Below are 15,268 nucleotides of genomic sequence, written 5' to 3' on the forward strand. Positions count from 1 at the left end.
CCGCTCCCGCGGAGCCGGTGCCCTCGGGGCAGGGCTCGAGGCGGGCGGCGGCGCGGGGCGCGGTGAGCTGGGCGTCGGGGACCGCGACGGCGACGGGCGCGTCGGACGCCTGCGCGGACGAGGTGGACGGGTGGTCCGACGTGGACGCGCTGCGCGGCCACAGGGCGAAGACCCCTGCCGCGACGAGCAGGACCACGACGACGGTGGTGATGATCTCCGAGCGACGCGGCCCGGACCGCTCGGTGGGGGGCGGCTCCGTGGGGGGCTGCCCGAGGGGCGAGGTCACGGGGCGTCCTGGTCCTCGCCGCCGGCCTGGGCGGGGGCGTCGTCGACCGGCAGGCCCACCAGCTGCAGCAGGTGCGGGCGCGACGGGCCCTTGACCAGCGCCGCGGCCAGCATCGGATCGGTGGGGCCGATGCCGTAGGAGGGGCAGTCGGCGGCGAGGGTGCAGGCCCCGCACGCCGGCTTCTTGGCGTGGCAGACGCGGCGACCGTGGAAGATCACCTGGTGGGACACGATCGTCCAGTCCCGCTTGGGCACCAGCTCGCCGACGGCGTGCTCGACCTTGACTGGATCCTCCAGGTCCGTCCAGGCCCAGCGGCGGACGAGCCGGCCGAAGTGGGTGTCGACCGTGATACCCGGGATGTCGAAGGCGTTGCCGAGGATGACGTTGGCGGTCTTGCGGCCGATGCCGGGTAGCTTGACCAGCTCGTCGAGTGTGTTCGGCAGCACGCCGTCGTGCTTCTCGACGACGGCCGCGCCCAGCCCGATGAGCGAGCTCGCCTTGTTCCGGAAGAACCCGGTGCTGTGGATCATCGTCTCGAGCTCGGCGCGATCGGCCTTCGCGTAGTCGAGAGCCGTGGGGTAGCGCGCGAACAACGCCGGCGTGACCGTGTTGACCAGCTTGTCGGTGCTCTGCGCCGACAGGATCGTGGCCACGGCCAGCTCGAGCGGCGTGCGGAAGTCGAGCTCGCAGTGCGCGTCGGTGTGGGTGGTGGCGAGCGTGCGCAGCATCCGGCCCACCCGGCGGGCGCGGCCCAGTGCGGGTTCACCCGCGGCCACCCGCTTGGCGAGACGTGCCGCGTTCCGGGTGAGATCGGGCGCCGTGGTCACCCCCCGAGAGTACGGCGGGGCACCGACAGGTCCGATCGAGACCGCGGATCGCCCGCTGCCGATCACGCAGAGTCGTGAAAAGGTCACGAAACGATATCGGGATGGTGGCGCACCGCCCCCCGCCGTGCCGGGCGGGGGGCGGGTGCGAGACGATTCCTCTCGACATGACTGCCTGGTTGTCCGTCCTCGTGCCGCTGCTGGTGATGTTCTTCGCGCTCGGTATGGAGCGTGTGGAGTCCAAGCTGCGGGAGTCCACCGTGCGCACCGAGGAGCTCGACGAGCTGCTCCACAAGCCACGTCCCGAGGAGGTCCGGGCCCTGTTCCGGCAGGGCACGGGCCGCGCGCTGGAGCTCTTCCGTCTGCGCAGCCGCGGTACCCGAGGGCGACGACCGGCCAAGCGGAGCAAGGCCGCGTGAGTCGCCGCGCACGAGCGGCATCAATACCGCCGTTCGTGTAAACGAAACGGCCCTTGCGGTGTAACAGACTGTGGACGTTGCCCCTAGACTGGCGCGCCGGTGATCCGCCGCGGGGCAGCGGCCGGGACGAGGAGCGGTGCAGTGGACGAGATTCTGATCCGCGCAGGGATCTTCCAGGGGGTCGAGCCGCACGCGGCGGACGCCCTGGCGCAGGCGTTGGAGAGCGCGGAGTTCCCCCGTGGGCACGTGATCTTCGCCGAGGGGGAGCCGGGTGACCGTCTCTACATCGTCGGCAGTGGCAAGGTGAAGATCGGACGCAAGAGTCCGGACGGGCGCGAGAACCTACTCATGGTGGCCGGCCCGTCCGACATGTTCGGAGAGCTGTCGATCTTCGACCCGGGCCCGCGCACGTCGTCGGCCACGGCCGTCACCGAGGTCCGCGCCTACACGATGGACCGCGCCGCGCTGCGCGAGTGGATCGGCAAGCGCCCGGAGATCGCCGAGCAGCTGCTGCGGGTGCTCGCCCGCCGGCTGCGGCGCACCAACAACATGCTCGCCGACCTGATCTTCACCGATGTGCCCGGGCGGGTGGCCAAGTCGCTGCTGCAGCTCGCGCGCCAGTTCGGGTCGCAGGAGTCGGGCCTGCTGCGCGTCACGCACGACCTCACGCAGGAGGAGATCGCCCAGCTCGTCGGCGCCTCCCGCGAGACGGTCAACAAGGCGCTCGCCGACTTCGCCCACCGCGGCTGGCTGCGGCTCGAGGGCAAGAGCGTGCTGATCCTGGAGCCCGAGCGGCTGGCCCGCCGGGCCCGGTAGGACCCGCACCCTTCCGAAGGGCATCTCCCCACGTGGGAGGTGCCCTTCGCCGCGTCCGGCGCAGGAAAGTGGTACGTGCGTACCAGACTGTGCGATCCTTGTCGGCGTGTCCTCCTCGTCCGCATCCCCCGCCGACTACCGTGCGGCCCTGACCTCGCCCGGGGCACTCATCCCTGCGCTCGCGTCCGCCCTCGGGCGGTTCCCGATCGCCATGGTCGGGCTCGCCACACTGCTGTACGTCCAGCGCGCCACGGGCTCGTTCGCGGCGGCCGGGCTCGTGTCGGCCGGCATGCTGGCCGGGGTCTCGCTGGGTTCGGTGGCGCAGGGCAGGCTCATGGACCGGGTCGGGCCGACGCGTCCCCTGCTGCTGGCCACCGCGCTGTTCGCGATGGCCGAGGCGGCGCTCGTCCTCGCCGTGCAGTCCGGCGCGTCGCTGGTGCTGGTGGTGCTGCTCGCGGTGCTGGGCGGGCTCGTTCAGCCCGCGCTGCCGGGGGCGTCCCGTGCGCTGTGGGTGGTTCTCGTGCCCGCGGGGCCGCGCCGGGACGCCGCGTTCAGCTACGAGGCCATCAGCCTGGAGGTCTTCTTCATCCTCGGCCCGGCCGCCGCTGCGTTCCTCGTCGCGGCCCCGTGGCCGGGCACCGGCGTCGCCGTCGCGGTGACGGCCATGGCGCTGGGCTCCACGGCGTTCGCCCTGAGCCGTCCGGTGCGGACGCAGGAGCCGGGTCCGCGCGGTCCGTCGGTCGGGCTGCTGGGGGCGCTGGCCCGCCCCGGGATGCGGACGGTGGCGCTGGCGTCGCTGGGGTTCGGGCTGGTCATCGGCACGGTGGAGGTCGGGGTCCCGGCCGTCACGGCCGAGGCGGGCTCACCCGCGATGGGCGGGGTGCTGCTGTCGGCCTGGTCGGTCGCGTCCGTGCTCGCCGGGGTGCTGTACTCGTTGCGGCCCTGGCCGCGGCCTCTGCACCTGCGGATGCCCGTCCTGCTCGGCGTGTTCGGCGTGTGCGTCGCGGCGATGGCGCTCACCGGCCCGCTCGGCTCGATCCCGGTGCTCGTGGTGGCGATGCTGCTCGCCGGCTCGACGATCACGCCCCAGGTCACCGCGCAGTCGCTCGGGGTGGAGGAGGTGGCGCCCGCGGGGACCGCCACGGAGGCCTTCGGCTGGGTCGTCACGGCCGCCACGCTCGGGCTGTCGGCGGGGCAGTCGGTGGCCGGCATCGTCGTCGACGCGCGGGGGCCCGCCGGCGCGTTCCTGGCGGGCGGGACGGCGGGCCTGGTGGTGGCGGTGGTCCTCTGGCTGCGCCGCGGCAGCTTCCACGCCCCCGCACCCGCCCGCCGCGAGCCGGCCCTGACGCGCGGCTGACGCCTGCACGACCCTCTCAGACGCGCAGGTGCTCCAGCTGGGCCCGTACCGACAGCTCGGCCGCGGGCCACAGCGCCTCGTCGACGTCGGCGTAGACCAGCTCCACCACCGCACGGGCGGACGCGTCCGGACCGAGCTGCGTGAGCGCGTCCCGCACCTGTTCGAGCCGCTGCTCGCGGTGGGCGAGGTAGGCGGCGGCCACCGCCGATGCGTCGGGCAGCTCGGGGCCGTGCCCGGGCAGCACGACGGTGCCGGGCGCCAGGTCGGCCAGGCGGCGCAGCGAGTCCAGGTAGGGGCCCAGCGTGCCGTCCGGGTGGGCGATGACCGTGGTGCCACGGCCCAGGATCGTGTCGCCGGTGAGCACCACCGGACCGGGCGAAGTGCCGATGCCCGGGCCCGTGAGCGGCCCTTCGGTGGGCCCGTCGAGCAGGAACGACAGCGAGTCGGACGTGTGCCCCGGCGTGTGCACCACCCGCAGCTCGACGCCGGCGGCGGCCACCACGTCGCCGTCGCCGAGGGCCTCGGAGCCCAGCACGAGCGAACGGTCCAGCGCCCGGACCGGTGCTCCCGTGAGCTCGGCGAAGGTCCGCGCGCCGCCGGCGTGGTCGTGGTGGCGGTGGGTCAGCAGCACGAGCGCGACCGGCCCGTGGGCGGCCACGAGCTTCAGGTGCTCCTCGTCCTCGTCGCCGGGGTCGATCACCACGCACTCCTCGACGCCCGGCGCGCGCAGCACCCAGGTGTTGGTGCCCTCCAGCGTCATCGGCGACGGGTTGCGCGCCAGCAGCACGGACGCCAGCGGCGTGACGGCGCGCAGCGCCTCGTAGAGCGGGTGGGTCACTGCATCTCCTCGCCGGCGCTCGTCGAGGCAGTGCCCCGGGCCGCTGTGCTGAACGGTGACCTCGCGAGCTCGGTCATGAGTTCCCTCCGGGGGTCAGGTGCATCTCGGCGGTCTCGAACCCGGGGTCGCCGGGCAGCACGACCACCACCTGGTCGCCCTCGCGCCGCACCATCGGGATCACCGGCTTGACGACGCGCTGCGCGGCCGCGGCGAGCAGCGACGCGGCGTCGGGGTGCTCGCCGATCTCCCGCAGCGTCGTGAACGTCGGGGCGAGGAGCTGCATGTCGCCGCGCTGCCAGGCGTCCAGCGCGGCGGTGGGGTGCCACCAGCCGGCCTCGACGGCCTCGGTGGTGTGGGCGTCGGCCTCCTGCCCCTCGGGCACACGCGCGACGAAGAACGCGGTGTCGTAGCGCTTGGGCGACTGCGGCGGGGTGATCCAGCGCGCCCACGCCGTCAGCAGGTCCGAGCGCAGCACCAGCCCGGCGTCGGCGAGCACCTTCGCGAGCGTCCGGCGGCGCGCGACGAGCGCCTCCCGCTCGTGCCGGGGTGGGGTGCCGGGGCCGGCCAGCAGCACCCCGCACTCCTCGAACGTCTCGCGCACGGCCGCGGACACGAGCGCCCCGGCGAGCGCGGCGTCGCAGTCGAGCCGTTCGCCCCACTCCTCGGGCGTCGGCCCGCTCCAGGCGCCCGGATCGGGGACGTCGGAGGGGTCCACGCCGCCGCCGGGGAACACCGTCATACCGCCGGCGAACGCCATGCCCGCCACCCGCCGTTGCAGGAACACCTGTAGTGGGGGGTGGCCGGACGGGGGCTGGGGGTCGTCGCGGACCAGCAGCACGGTGGCCGCCGGCTTCGCGACGACGGGCTCGGAGGGCACCGCCGGACCATAACTCCCTCCCCGGCAGGATGGGGCCCGTGGATCTCGTGCGCGTCGGGCTCGTCGGAGGCGGCCCGTGGGCGGCCGGGGTGCACGCCCCCTCGATCACGGCGCACCCAGCCACGGAGCTCACCGGGGTGTGGACGCGCCGCCCCGAGCAGGCGGACGAGCTCGCCGCGGCGTTCCGCACCACCTCCTACCCCGGCGTCGACGCCCTCATCGCGGATGTCGACGTCGTCGCGTTCGCCGTGCCGCCGCGGATCCAGGGCGAGCTGGCCGTGCGGGCCGCGGGCGCCGGGCGCCATCTCGTGCTGGAGAAGCCGGTGGCCGCGACCGTCGAGGAGGCGCGAGCCGTCGCCGACGCGGTGCGCGCTGCGGGCGTCCGGTCGTCGGTGGTGCTGACGCTGCGCCATGCCCCCGACGTGCAGCAGTGGCTGGCCGGGATGCCGTCCGCCCCGCCGGGGTCCGACACGGTGGGCTCGGCCCGCTGGCTCTCCGGTGCCCTGCTCGGCGGCCCCTACGCGGCGTCGCCGTGGCGGGCCGAGGAGGGGGCGCTGCTCGACGTCGGGCCGCACCTCGTCGACCTGCTCGACGCCGCGCTCGGGCCCGTCACCGGTGTCGGCTGGGCCCGGTACGACGAGCCCGACCTGTGGCGCTTCGGGCTCGAGCACGCCGGTGGGGCGCTGAGCACCGTCACGACGTCGCTGCGGCTGCCGGTGGACCCGTCCGAGACCGAGTTCACCGTCTTCGGCGGCGCGGGCCGCCATCGCCTGCCCGGACGGGTCTGGGACGCCCGGGAGAGCTACGCCCGGCTGCTCGACGAGATGGTCGCGGCCGTGCGGGGCGAGGGTGCCGCCCCGGCGCTGGACGCGGCCCGCGGCCTGCGGCTGCAGGAGATCCTCGCCGAGGTCCGGGCACTGGCCCTCTGACCCGGCCCGCGGCGACCCGCCCCGCTCAGCCGGCGAGGTCGGGCGGGTCGGAGCGGTGTTGCGGGGCCGGCCCGGTGCCGTTCGGGCCACCGGAGCCGTTGGTGCCGCTGCCGTTGGTGCCGCCGCCGTTCGGGCCGGAGCCGTTGGTGCCGCTGCCGTTCGGGCCGTTCGCGCCGTTGGTGGGTGCCACGCCGGCCCGCCGGGAGTTCCGCGGACGGCCGGTGGTGCCCAGCTCGGACTGCAGGCGCGCCAGTAGCTCGCGGTCGGCGTCGCTGAGCCGGGCCAGCGGGTCGGACCGCGGGCCACGGGGCTCGGACTCCGGGGCCGGCGGGACGACCTGCGCCGCGGCCGGGCTCGGCAGCGGGCGCCGTGGCGGCTCGGGCGGTGGCCCGTAGGTCTCGGGTGAGCCGTTCGGCGGAGGGGGCCCGGGCACCGGGTCCGGTGCGGGCGGAGTGATCCGGCGCGGCTCCGGCAGGCGTTCGACGACGGGCGGCGGCACCTCGGTGAGGGGGTGCGGGGTGCGGGGGGTGTCGTCGCGGGGGCGGTCTTCGGGAGCGCGCTTGTCCGCGGTGCGATCGACGCCGATCCAGCCGTCGCCGGTGCGGTCGGCGGTGTCCCTGCTGACGGCCACGTCCTCGTGCAGGCCTTTCCCCAGATCCCCGAGGCCCGGTTCGTCGTGAGCCCGGTTCTCGCGGGTCCGCTCGTCCCGGACGTCCACGCGCCGGTCGCTCCGGCCCTGGTCGACGTGGTCGTCGTCCTGCGGTCCGGCGGCCGGGGCGTCGGCAACGAGCGGGCGATCGGTGGCCGGGTCGTCCTGCGCGGCGGGCCGGTCACCCAGGTCGGTGGCCGAGAGCGCCCAGTCCCCGGACGCCCACTCCGTGGCCCACCGGTCCTCGACGGACGTGTGGCGCACCGGGGGTTCGGTGGTCACGCGCCACCCGGCCGGGGCGTCGGGAGCGAGCGGGCTGATGCCGTGGAACCCGAACGGGTCCTCGTCGTCCTCGCCCCCGTCGGGGCCGTGGGACCAGCGCTCGTCGGCCTCGTGGAGGACGTCGTCCGCGGCGTCGTCGTCGGGCACGGCGTCGCCCGGGACGGCGTCGTGGGGCGTGGTGTCGAGCAGCGGAGCCAGCAGGGGCGCGCGGAGCGGCCCGCTCAACGGGTCCTGCATCGAGCGGAACATCGGGGTGTCGGTGGGGGCCGGGATCTGACCGATCTCGTCGTCCTGGAAGCGGCTCCCGACCGGGCCCGCCTCGTCCTCGTCGGTGCCGCGGTCGAGCGGCGGGATCTCCGAGACCGGCATGAGCGGCCGGGGCCTGCTCCCGTCGCGGCGCACGAGCGGCACGGGGCTGGGGAGCCCGGACCGGGAGAGCGGGGTGACGACGGGTGCGCGCCGCTCCTGCGGCCGTGGCGTGGGGCGCGGCTCCGGGTCGGTGTCGGGGGCCCGGCGCCTGCGGCCGCCGTCGGTGGTGGGGCGCAGCGGGACCGGCCGTGGCCCGGGGCGCTCAGCCGCGTCGAGGAACGCCGCGGTGCGCTCGCCCGTGGGATCGGTGGCGGCCGCGTCGGCGTCCGGCTCGTCGTCGGGGCGGGCGTGGCCACCGGGGGCGTCGACGACGGCGGGGAGGTCTGCGAACGGCGACGGGTCCGTCGGCTCCTCGGCGGGCTCGGCCTCCGCGCGGGTGGGGAGCTCGACGACCGGCGCCGCCCCGAACAGCCCGTCGGCCGACCACGTCGGCGCCTCGCCGGCCTCCTCGACAAGCGGCTCGACGAGCGCCTCGACGAGCGGCTGCGGCGTCGTGTCGGCGTCCACCGGGCGGGCCTCGTCGCGGGCGGCGGCGTGGTAGGCCGACAGCGGCCGGTCGGTGGCCAGCACCTCGACGGACGCGACCACTCCGGAGCGGTCCAGCGCCACGGAGAGCTGGTAGGCGAGGACGTCGCACGGCCGTCCGCCCGGCTCGACCTCGACGAGGACCACGGGGTGCGGCAGCGGCCCGGGGGCGGCCCCGGCGGGCGTGAGCCGCCAGGTCAGGAGCACGCGGGCGCCATCGAGCAGCCGGGCGGGCAGCGCGCGCACGGCGGCCGCGACCCGCTCCCCGGTCCGCGGGTGCGTGGCCGTGAAGCGGTGCTCGGTGTAGTCGGAGGTGTCATCGTCGGACGTGGCCGGGGCCAGCGCGGCGGCGGCGTCGAGATCGGTGCGCAGGGCACCGGCCGCGTCGACCAGCGCGCTGCGCAGGGTCGTGGGCAGCGCGACCCTGTCCGCGGCGAGGCCTGCGGCGACCAGCTCGACGGCCCGCGTGTCCTCTCCGACGGCCACGAGCTCGCGCGCCCAGGCCAGCATGTCGTCGTCCATCCGGCCGGCCAGTGCGAGCAGCAGGTCGTGAGTCGACGTCCCGTTCACGTGACCTCCTCCGGTCGGTGTCATCAGGTCCCTGCGGGCGCCGCCATCGCCGGCGAGCGCCACAGCGGGGCCGATCCGATGATGGCGGCCTGGTGATAGGCGGGGGGTTCCCCGTGCGGCGGGAGAACCTCCACGCACGGTGTGCGGTCGCCGTGGGCCCGCAGCACGCGCTGCAGCGTGCCGGTGAGCTCCCACGGCCGGTCGGCGCCGTGCACGAGCACGACACGCTGCTCGCTACGCGGGCCGGAACGCCACGCCTGGCGCAGCTCGATGCAGCCGGAATGGCCCCTGACCACGGCGAGGACGCTCAGCGCGGCCTGGTCGACGTCGGGCTCGGTGCGGAAGACGGCCGTGGTGTCGTCCGGGGCGGGCAGCGGCAGCACGGCGTCGAGCAGGCGGTGCGACGCCCCCCACTCCCCCGCGGACGCCACGAGCAGCTCGCGCTCGTCGTCGTCCAGGGCCACGCGGTGCCGCAGCAGCTCGCGGGGCAGCACGGCGGCGACCGAGTCGTGGGCGCCCGCGGCGAGCCAGTCGCGCAGCCGCCACAGCAGCTCGTCGGGCAGCCGTCCGGCCAGGCGCACGAGCAGCTCGTGGCCCGCCTGCTCCGGCTGGGGAGTCATCCCGTGACCTCGACGATGAGCTCCACTTCCACCGGGGCGCCGATCGGCAGCTCGGCCACGCCGACGGCCGATCGCGCGTGCTTGCCGGCGACGCCGAAGATCTCGCCGAGCACGTCGGACGCCCCGTTGATCACGCCGGGCTGGCCGGTGAACCCGGGCGCCGACGCCACGAAGCCGACGACCTTGACCACGCCGGTGACGGTGTCGAGACCGACGAGGGCGTCGATCGCGGCGAGCGCGTTGAGGGCACAGATCCGGGCCAGGTTGTAGGCGGTGTTGGCGTCGACCTCGGCTCCGACCTTGCCCGTGGCGGGCAGCTTCCCGTCGACGAACGGCACCTGGCCTGCGGTGAACACCAGGGATCCGCTGCGCCGGGCCGGGATGTACGCCCCGGCCGGTGCCGCGACCGCGGGCAGGGTGATGCCGAGCTCGGCCAGGCGCGTGGTCGGCGAGCTCATGAGTCCTCCTCGCCGGCGCTCGTCGGCCTCGTTCGCCGGGCTGCTGTGTCCGACGGTGAGCTCGCAGGCTCGCTCACGACTGCACCGGACGCTTGAACCACGCCACCAACTGCTCACCGGTGGCTCCCGCGGTGACCGCCACCAGCTCCCAGCCGTCACGGCCGAAGTTGTTGAGGATCGCCTGGGTGCTGTGGATCAGGACCGGAGCGGTGAGGTATTCCCACTTCGTGATGCCGGGGGAGCTCATCGCACGGCCTCGCTGACGCTCGGCCGACCGCTTCGCGGAAGCGCCGTGCCGATGATTCGCTCGCTGCGCTCGCTCATGAACAGGACTGTAGCCAGCGCCTCACCCGGTTCGGGCGGCCGGTGGGCCTACTCCCTCGTAACCTGTTCCGGTGACACCTTCCTGGCCTGCGGCGTCGTCGGCCGCCCGCCTCCACGTCGTGACAGGCAAGGGGGGCACCGGCAAGACCACGGTGGCCGCGGCCCTGGCCCTCGCTCTCGCGACGGGCGGCAAGCGCACCCTGCTGATCGAGGTGGAGGGCCGCCAGGGCATCGCCCAGCTCTTCGACACCCCGCCGCTCCCCTACGAGGAGCGCAAGATCGCGGTGGCGCCGGGCGGCGGCGAGGTGCGCGCGCTGGCCGTGGACGCCGAGGCCGCGCTGCTGGAGTACTTCGAGCTGTTCTACCGGCTCGGGATGGCCGGCCGGACCCTCAAGCGCATGGGCGCCGTCGAGTTCGCCACGACGCTCGCCCCCGGCCTGCGTGACGTCCTGCTCACCGGCAAGGCGAAGGAGTGCGTCAACCGCAAGGACGCCGACGGCCGCCCCGTCTACGACGCCGTGGTGCTCGACGCCCCGCCCACCGGCCGTGTCGTGAGCTTCCTCGACGTCACCAAGGCCATGGCCGACCTTGCGAAGAGCGGCCCCATCCACACCCAGGCCGAGGGGGTCGTCAAGGTGCTGCACTCCCCGCTCACCGCGGTGCACGTGGTGACGCTGCTGGAGGAGCTGCCCGTGACCGAGACCCTGGAGACCGTGGACGAGCTGGTGGCCGCGGGGCTGCGGCCGGGTGCGGTGATCGCCAACCAGGTGCGCCCGCAGTGGCTGCCCGACCGGTCCGTCGCCGCCGCGGCCGGGGGCCGCGTGGATGCCGCGCGCATCCGCGCCGGCCTCGCCTCGGCCGGCCTCGACCTGACTCCCGACGTGATCGACGGCCTGGTGGCCGAGACGGTGGAGCACGCGCAGCGCGTGCACGCCGAGAGCGTGGCGCTGGCCCGGCTGGACGCCGAGCCCGCCGTCCCGCTCGGCCGCCTCGAGCTGCCGCGGCTGATCGGCGGCGTCGACCTCGGATCGCTCTACGAGCTGGCCGACACCCTCCACGAGCAGGGCGTCGGCGCAGGGTCGGAGGTGCCGGCATGAGCGCCGTGAAGACCCCGGCCGTCCTCGACGTCGACGCGCTGCTCGACGACCGCACCACCCGCGTGATCGTCTGCTGCGGCTCGGGCGGGGTCGGCAAGACCACCACGTCGGCCGCGCTCGCCGTGCGCGCCGCCGAGCGCGGCCGCCGCGTCGTGGTGCTCACGATCGACCCGGCGAAGCGCCTCGCGCAGGCCCTGGGCCTGGAGATCCTCGGAAACGAGCCCCGCCGCGTCGATGCGGCGGACGGTGATCTCGACGCGATGATGCTCGACATGCGCCGCACCTTCGACCAGATGGTGGAGACGCACGCGGAGCCCGGCCGCGCCGAGTCGATCATCGCCAACCCCTTCTACCAGACCATCTCCTCGTCGTTCTCCGGGACGCAGGAGTACATGGCGATGGAGAAGCTGGGGCAGCTCGTGGCCACCGGCGAGTGGGACCTCGTGGTGGTGGACACGCCCCCGTCGCGCTCGGCACTCGACTTCCTCGACGCCCCGCAGCGTATGTCCACGTTCCTCGACGGCCGCATGATCCGGCTGCTCTCCTCGCCGGCCCGGGCGGGCGGCAAGGGGCTGCGCAAGCTCGTCGGCGGGGCGTTCGCGCTGTTCGCGAAGGCGGTGTCCACGATCCTCGGCGGGCAGCTGCTCACCGACGCGTCGGCGTTCGTGCAGGCGTTCGACACGATGTTCGGCGGCTTCCGCGAGCGCGCCACCGCCACCTACGAGCTGCTCCGGTCGCCGGGCACCGCGTTCGTCGTGGTGGCCGCCCCCGAGCCCGACGCGCTGCGCGAGGCCGCCTACTTCGTCGACCGGCTCTCGGCGGAGGAGATGCCGCTGGCCGGGCTGGTGCTCAACCGCACCCATCCCGTGCTCGCGGACCTCTCGGCGGGGAAGGCCCGCAACGTGGCCGACGAGCTGCGCGGCACCCCGTTGGCCGCGGCCGTGCTGCGGCTGCACGCCGACCGCGTCGACCTCGCCGGTCGCGAGGAGAGCCTGCTCGCGCGCTTCACCGGCGCCCACCCGACCGTGGCCGTGACCCGCGTGCCGGTGGTGTCGGAGGTGGGCGACCTCGACGGCCTGCGCGAGATCGGCGCCCGCCTCGCCGACGGCGGGCCGGACCGGCAGAGGCTGCCGCTGCGCGAGGCCCGCTGACGCGCGCCGCCCGCGCCGTCACGCCGACTCGTGCAGCGGCGGATGGTCGTCCACCTCGGCCAGGTGGGCGGCCGTCTCGTCCGCGGCCGATGCGTAGTGGGCCGCGCGGGCGTCCGACAGCAGGTCGGCCCACGACGTGACGTCCGGCCGGGCCCGCAGCAGCGCCCGTCGCTCGCGCTCGGTCATCCCGCCCCACACGCCGAACTCGACGCGCTGGTCCAGCGCATGGGCGAGACACTCGGTGCGCACCGGGCACGTGCGGCAGAACTGCCGGGCCTCCCGCTGCAACGCGCCGGTGACGAACAGCCCCTCGGCGTCCACCGTGCGGCACCGGGCCGCCGTCCTCCAGTTCCACCGACCCGCCACCGTTGCTCCCGAATCCGTCGAAGCACTTCTCATGACCAGCACAGACGGATTCTGGAAGCCGGAGGTTCCACCCGGCACGGAGCAAAAGTACTCATCTAGTACCTGACGGGACAATCACCCGGTTCCGCGTACCCTGCTCTTTCGTGAGCTCTCCCCGGCGATACGTGCGGCCCGTCGGCCTGTTGCTCGGACTCAGCGTGGTCGCGGGGCTGCTGACCGCGGGCATCGCGTTCCCGGCCACGGCGGGACTGGGGCTGGTGTCCAACGACGCGGGCGACAGCGTCACCACCGTCTCCACGGACGTCGTCGACGGTCCGCTGCCCGAGACCACCGTCCTCACCGACTCGGCGGGCGTACCGTTCGCGCGGTTCTTCGACCCGAACCAGAACCGCCAGGCCGTCACGTCGCAGCAGATCTCGCCGGCGATGAAGGCCGCCATCGTGGCCATCGAGGACCGCCGGTTCTACCAGCACAACGGCGTCGACTGGCAGGGCACGATCCGCGCGCTCGTGGCCAACTCCGCCTCGGGCGACGTCGTGCAGGGCGCGTCCACGCTCACGCAGCAGTACGTGAAGAACTACTTCCTCTACGTCGACGCCAAGACCGAGACCGACCGGCTCAAGGCCACCGAGCAGACGCCCGCGCGCAAGCTCAAGGAGGCTCAGATCGCGCTGCAGATGGAGCGCAACCTGGGCAAGGAGGACATCCTCACCCGCTACCTGAACATCGTCTCGTTCGGCAACGGGGCGGCGGGCATCGAGGCGGCGGCGCGCACGTACTTCAACACCACCGCGGCCAAGCTCAACGTGCCGCAGGCCGCGATGCTCGCCGGCATGGTGCGCAGCACCACGGCGTACGACCCGGTGAGCAAGCCGCAGGCCTCGCTCGACCGGCGCAACACCGTCATCCAGGCGATGCGTGACCAGCAGATGATCGACGACCAGCAGCTGCGCACCGCGCTGGGCTCGCCGCTCGGCATCGCGAACCCGCTGGTCACGCAGCCCAGCGGCTGCATCGGCGCGGGCGGCGCCGGTTTCTTCTGCAAGTACGTGCAGAGCTACCTGATCGAGGCCGGGCTCTCCGAGGACCAGCTCACGCGCGGCGGCCTCGTGATCAAGACCTCGCTCGACCGCGACGTCCTCAACAAGGTCAAGGCGTCGCTCGACAGCGAGGTGCCGCCCATGCAGCCCAACGTCGCCGACGTCATGTCGGTGGTGCAGCCCGGGCAGACCAGGCACCGCGTCGTGGCGATGGCGTCCAACCGCACCTTCGGCCTCGACGCCGACAAGCTCGAGACCAGCTACGGCCTGCCCTACGAGCCGGTCAACCTCGGCGCCGGATCCACCTACAAGATCTTCACCGCTGCCACGGCGCTGGAGAAGGGGCTCGGCATCAACTACCAGATGGCCGTGCCGCCGAGCGGCTACGCCTCCCCCATCTACCTCGACGGCAACGGGCGCCCGATCCCGGTCAAGAACGCCGGCAACTATCCCGAGCGGATGTCCCTGCAGGATGCTCTCGCGCAGTCGCCGAACACCGGGTTCGTCAAGCTCGAGGAGTTCACCGGCGTGCCCGACGTCGTCGACATGGCGGTGCGGCTGGGCATGAAGTCACTGGCCACCACCCCGTTCGTCGACCCGTCCACCGGGCAGCGCACCGACCGCTCCATCGCCGAGGTCACCAAGGCGCAGAAGCAGGCGTCGTTCACGCTCGGCGTGAGCCCGACCAGCGTGCTGGAGCTGTCCAACGTCGGCGCCACGCTCGCGAGCAGCGGCATGTGGTGCCCGCCCAGCCCCGTCGACTCCGTCACCGACCAGACCGGCAGGCCCGTCCCGATCACCGAGGCGCCCTGCAACCAGGCCGTCGAGCCGGCGCTGGCCAACACGCTGCTCGTCGGCCTGAGCAAGGACGACACGGGCGGTACCTCGGCGGCTGCGGCGCGCCAGGTCGGCTGGAACCGTCCGATGGGCGGCAAGACCGGCACCACCCAGCAGCACAAGTCGGCGGCGTTCGTCGGCATCCTGCCGAACCTCGCGGGTGCGGTGATCACCTTCGACAACTCCAACTCGCCCAGGCCCCTCTGCGACGGCGCCGGCGCACCCTTCGCCTGCCGCAGCGGCAACATCTTCGGTGGCAAGACACCCGCCGAGACGTGGTTCGGCGCGATGAAGCCGATCCTCGACGGCCAGCCGGTCCTCCCGCTGCCCGCAACCGACGACCGCTTCCTCGAGGGCGGCGCCGCCACGCGCGTCCCGGACGTGGTGGGCCGCGGCGTGAACGACGCCCGGGCGGTGCTCGAACGGGCGAGCTGGAAGGTCACCACCCGCTCCGTCGACAACGCAGCGGCGCGCGGCACCGTGATCGGGCAGAGCCCCCGCGGCACGGCGCTGCCGGGCGAGACGATCGTGCTGAGCGTCAGCAGCGGCTCGGTGCCCCCGCCGCCCCCGGCCCCCGGCACCGACCAGCCCCCCGGCGCGGTCCCCCCGGCCGGCCCGGACGGCGCACCACCCG

General features: G+C 74.4%; 15 protein-coding genes and 1 pseudogene. 7 read left to right on the forward strand and 9 right to left on the reverse strand.

The genetic code is table 11. The features are described 5' to 3' along the window. Window positions 1-286 (reverse strand): annotated as a pseudogene (locus tag JWR81_RS29895) (hypothetical protein); the annotation flags it as partial. Beyond that, complete coding sequence (nth, locus tag JWR81_RS29900) at window positions 283-1,014, reverse strand: endonuclease III (protein ID WP_297660512.1); 732 nt, start codon at window positions 1,012-1,014, stop codon at window positions 283-285. The pseudogene JWR81_RS29895 and the gene nth, both read right to left, overlap by 4 nt. Before the next feature lie 263 nt (window positions 1,015-1,277). Between nth and JWR81_RS29905 the strand changes: the two genes are divergently transcribed. The 3 genes from JWR81_RS29905 to JWR81_RS29915 all read left to right on the forward strand — a co-directional run bounded on the left by JWR81_RS29905 (window position 1,278) and on the right by JWR81_RS29915 (window position 3,702). Then, window positions 1,278-1,529: a hypothetical protein gene (locus tag JWR81_RS29905; RefSeq protein ID WP_297660469.1), complete on the forward strand. Its 252-nt coding sequence runs from the start codon at window positions 1,278-1,280 to the stop codon at window positions 1,527-1,529. A gap of 141 nt (window positions 1,530-1,670) precedes the next feature. Further along, window positions 1,671-2,345, forward strand: coding sequence for a Crp/Fnr family transcriptional regulator (locus tag JWR81_RS29910; RefSeq protein ID WP_297660472.1), 675 nt, complete (start codon window positions 1,671-1,673; stop codon window positions 2,343-2,345). Between the two features lie 106 nt (window positions 2,346-2,451). Further along, window positions 2,452-3,702, forward strand: a complete 1,251-nt coding sequence (locus JWR81_RS29915) for an MFS transporter (RefSeq protein ID WP_297660475.1) — start codon at window positions 2,452-2,454, stop codon at window positions 3,700-3,702. A 16-nt stretch (window positions 3,703-3,718) separates the two neighbouring features. Here the strand turns inward: JWR81_RS29915 and JWR81_RS29920 are convergent, their stop codons facing one another. After that, window positions 3,719-4,540, reverse strand: coding sequence for an MBL fold metallo-hydrolase (locus JWR81_RS29920; RefSeq protein WP_297660478.1), 822 nt, complete (start codon window positions 4,538-4,540; stop codon window positions 3,719-3,721). Window positions 4,541-4,613: 73 nt separating this feature from the next. After that, complete coding sequence (locus JWR81_RS29925; RefSeq protein WP_297660481.1) at window positions 4,614-5,417, reverse strand: NUDIX hydrolase; 804 nt, start codon at window positions 5,415-5,417, stop codon at window positions 4,614-4,616. A gap of 29 nt (window positions 5,418-5,446) precedes the next feature. Between JWR81_RS29925 and JWR81_RS29930 the strand changes: the two genes are divergently transcribed. After that, window positions 5,447-6,346, forward strand: a complete 900-nt coding sequence (locus JWR81_RS29930) for a Gfo/Idh/MocA family oxidoreductase (RefSeq protein ID WP_297660484.1) — start codon at window positions 5,447-5,449, stop codon at window positions 6,344-6,346. A gap of 25 nt (window positions 6,347-6,371) precedes the next feature. On the opposite strand, the gene JWR81_RS29935 is transcribed toward JWR81_RS29930, so the two are convergent. From JWR81_RS29935 to JWR81_RS29950, 4 genes are all read right to left on the reverse strand, one after another. Then, on the reverse strand, window positions 6,372-8,741 hold the full coding sequence (locus JWR81_RS29935) for a hypothetical protein (RefSeq protein WP_297660486.1): 2,370 nt from the start codon (window positions 8,739-8,741) through the stop codon (window positions 6,372-6,374). Between the two features lie 23 nt (window positions 8,742-8,764). Continuing rightward, complete coding sequence (locus JWR81_RS29940; protein WP_297660489.1) at window positions 8,765-9,361, reverse strand: hypothetical protein; 597 nt, start codon at window positions 9,359-9,361, stop codon at window positions 8,765-8,767. Beyond that, entirely contained in the window at window positions 9,358-9,819 is a 462-nt protein-coding gene (locus JWR81_RS29945; RefSeq protein WP_297660492.1) for a RidA family protein, read from the reverse strand. The genes JWR81_RS29940 and JWR81_RS29945 overlap by 4 nt, the downstream gene beginning before the upstream one ends. Window positions 9,820-9,892: 73 nt before the next feature. Then, window positions 9,893-10,066: a hypothetical protein gene (locus JWR81_RS29950; RefSeq protein WP_297660495.1), complete on the reverse strand. Its 174-nt coding sequence runs from the start codon at window positions 10,064-10,066 to the stop codon at window positions 9,893-9,895. A gap of 148 nt (window positions 10,067-10,214) precedes the next feature. On the opposite strand from JWR81_RS29950, the gene JWR81_RS29955 reads away from it, so the two are divergent. Beyond that, window positions 10,215-11,240 carry an ArsA-related P-loop ATPase gene (locus JWR81_RS29955; RefSeq protein ID WP_297660498.1) on the forward strand — a complete coding sequence of 342 codons (1,026 nt, stop codon included), beginning with the start codon at window positions 10,215-10,217 and terminating at the stop codon, window positions 11,238-11,240. After that, window positions 11,237-12,391, forward strand: coding sequence for an ArsA family ATPase (locus tag JWR81_RS29960; protein ID WP_297660501.1), 1,155 nt, complete (start codon window positions 11,237-11,239; stop codon window positions 12,389-12,391). The genes JWR81_RS29955 and JWR81_RS29960 overlap by 4 nt, the downstream gene beginning before the upstream one ends. Before the next feature lie 18 nt (window positions 12,392-12,409). On the opposite strand, the gene JWR81_RS29965 is transcribed toward JWR81_RS29960, so the two are convergent. Then, entirely contained in the window at window positions 12,410-12,790 is a 381-nt protein-coding gene (locus JWR81_RS29965) for a WhiB family transcriptional regulator (RefSeq protein WP_297660504.1), read from the reverse strand. A gap of 110 nt (window positions 12,791-12,900) precedes the next feature. On the opposite strand from JWR81_RS29965, the gene JWR81_RS29970 reads away from it, so the two are divergent. Beyond that, on the forward strand, window positions 12,901-15,268 hold a 2,368-nt coding region (locus JWR81_RS29970), incomplete at its 3' end, for a transglycosylase domain-containing protein (protein ID WP_297660507.1).

The sequence above is a fragment of the Pseudonocardia sp. genome (genome assembly GCF_025965585.1).
GTDB lineage: Bacteria > Actinomycetota > Actinomycetes > Mycobacteriales > Pseudonocardiaceae > Pseudonocardia.

What these genes read in the sequence shown, in the direction of transcription:
- nth (WP_297660512.1), bottom strand. Translation starts at nt 1,014, where the DNA reads ATGCTGCGCACGCTCGCCACCACCCACACCGACGCGCACTGCGAGCTC.
- JWR81_RS29905 (WP_297660469.1), top strand. Translation starts at nt 1,278, where the DNA reads ATGACTGCCTGGTTGTCCGTCCTCGTGCCGCTGCTGGTGATGTTCTTC.
- JWR81_RS29930 (WP_297660484.1), top strand. Translation starts at nt 5,447, where the DNA reads ATGGGGCCCGTGGATCTCGTGCGCGTCGGGCTCGTCGGAGGCGGCCCG.
- JWR81_RS29940 (WP_297660489.1), bottom strand. Translation starts at nt 9,361, where the DNA reads ATGACTCCCCAGCCGGAGCAGGCGGGCCACGAGCTGCTCGTGCGCCTG.
- JWR81_RS29945 (WP_297660492.1), bottom strand. Translation starts at nt 9,819, where the DNA reads ATGAGCTCGCCGACCACGCGCCTGGCCGAGCTCGGCATCACCCTGCCC.
- JWR81_RS29950 (WP_297660495.1), bottom strand. Translation starts at nt 10,066, where the DNA reads ATGAGCTCCCCCGGCATCACGAAGTGGGAATACCTCACCGCTCCGGTC.
- JWR81_RS29960 (WP_297660501.1), top strand. Translation starts at nt 11,237, where the DNA reads ATGAGCGCCGTGAAGACCCCGGCCGTCCTCGACGTCGACGCGCTGCTC.
- JWR81_RS29965 (WP_297660504.1), bottom strand. Translation starts at nt 12,790, where the DNA reads ATGAGAAGTGCTTCGACGGATTCGGGAGCAACGGTGGCGGGTCGGTGG.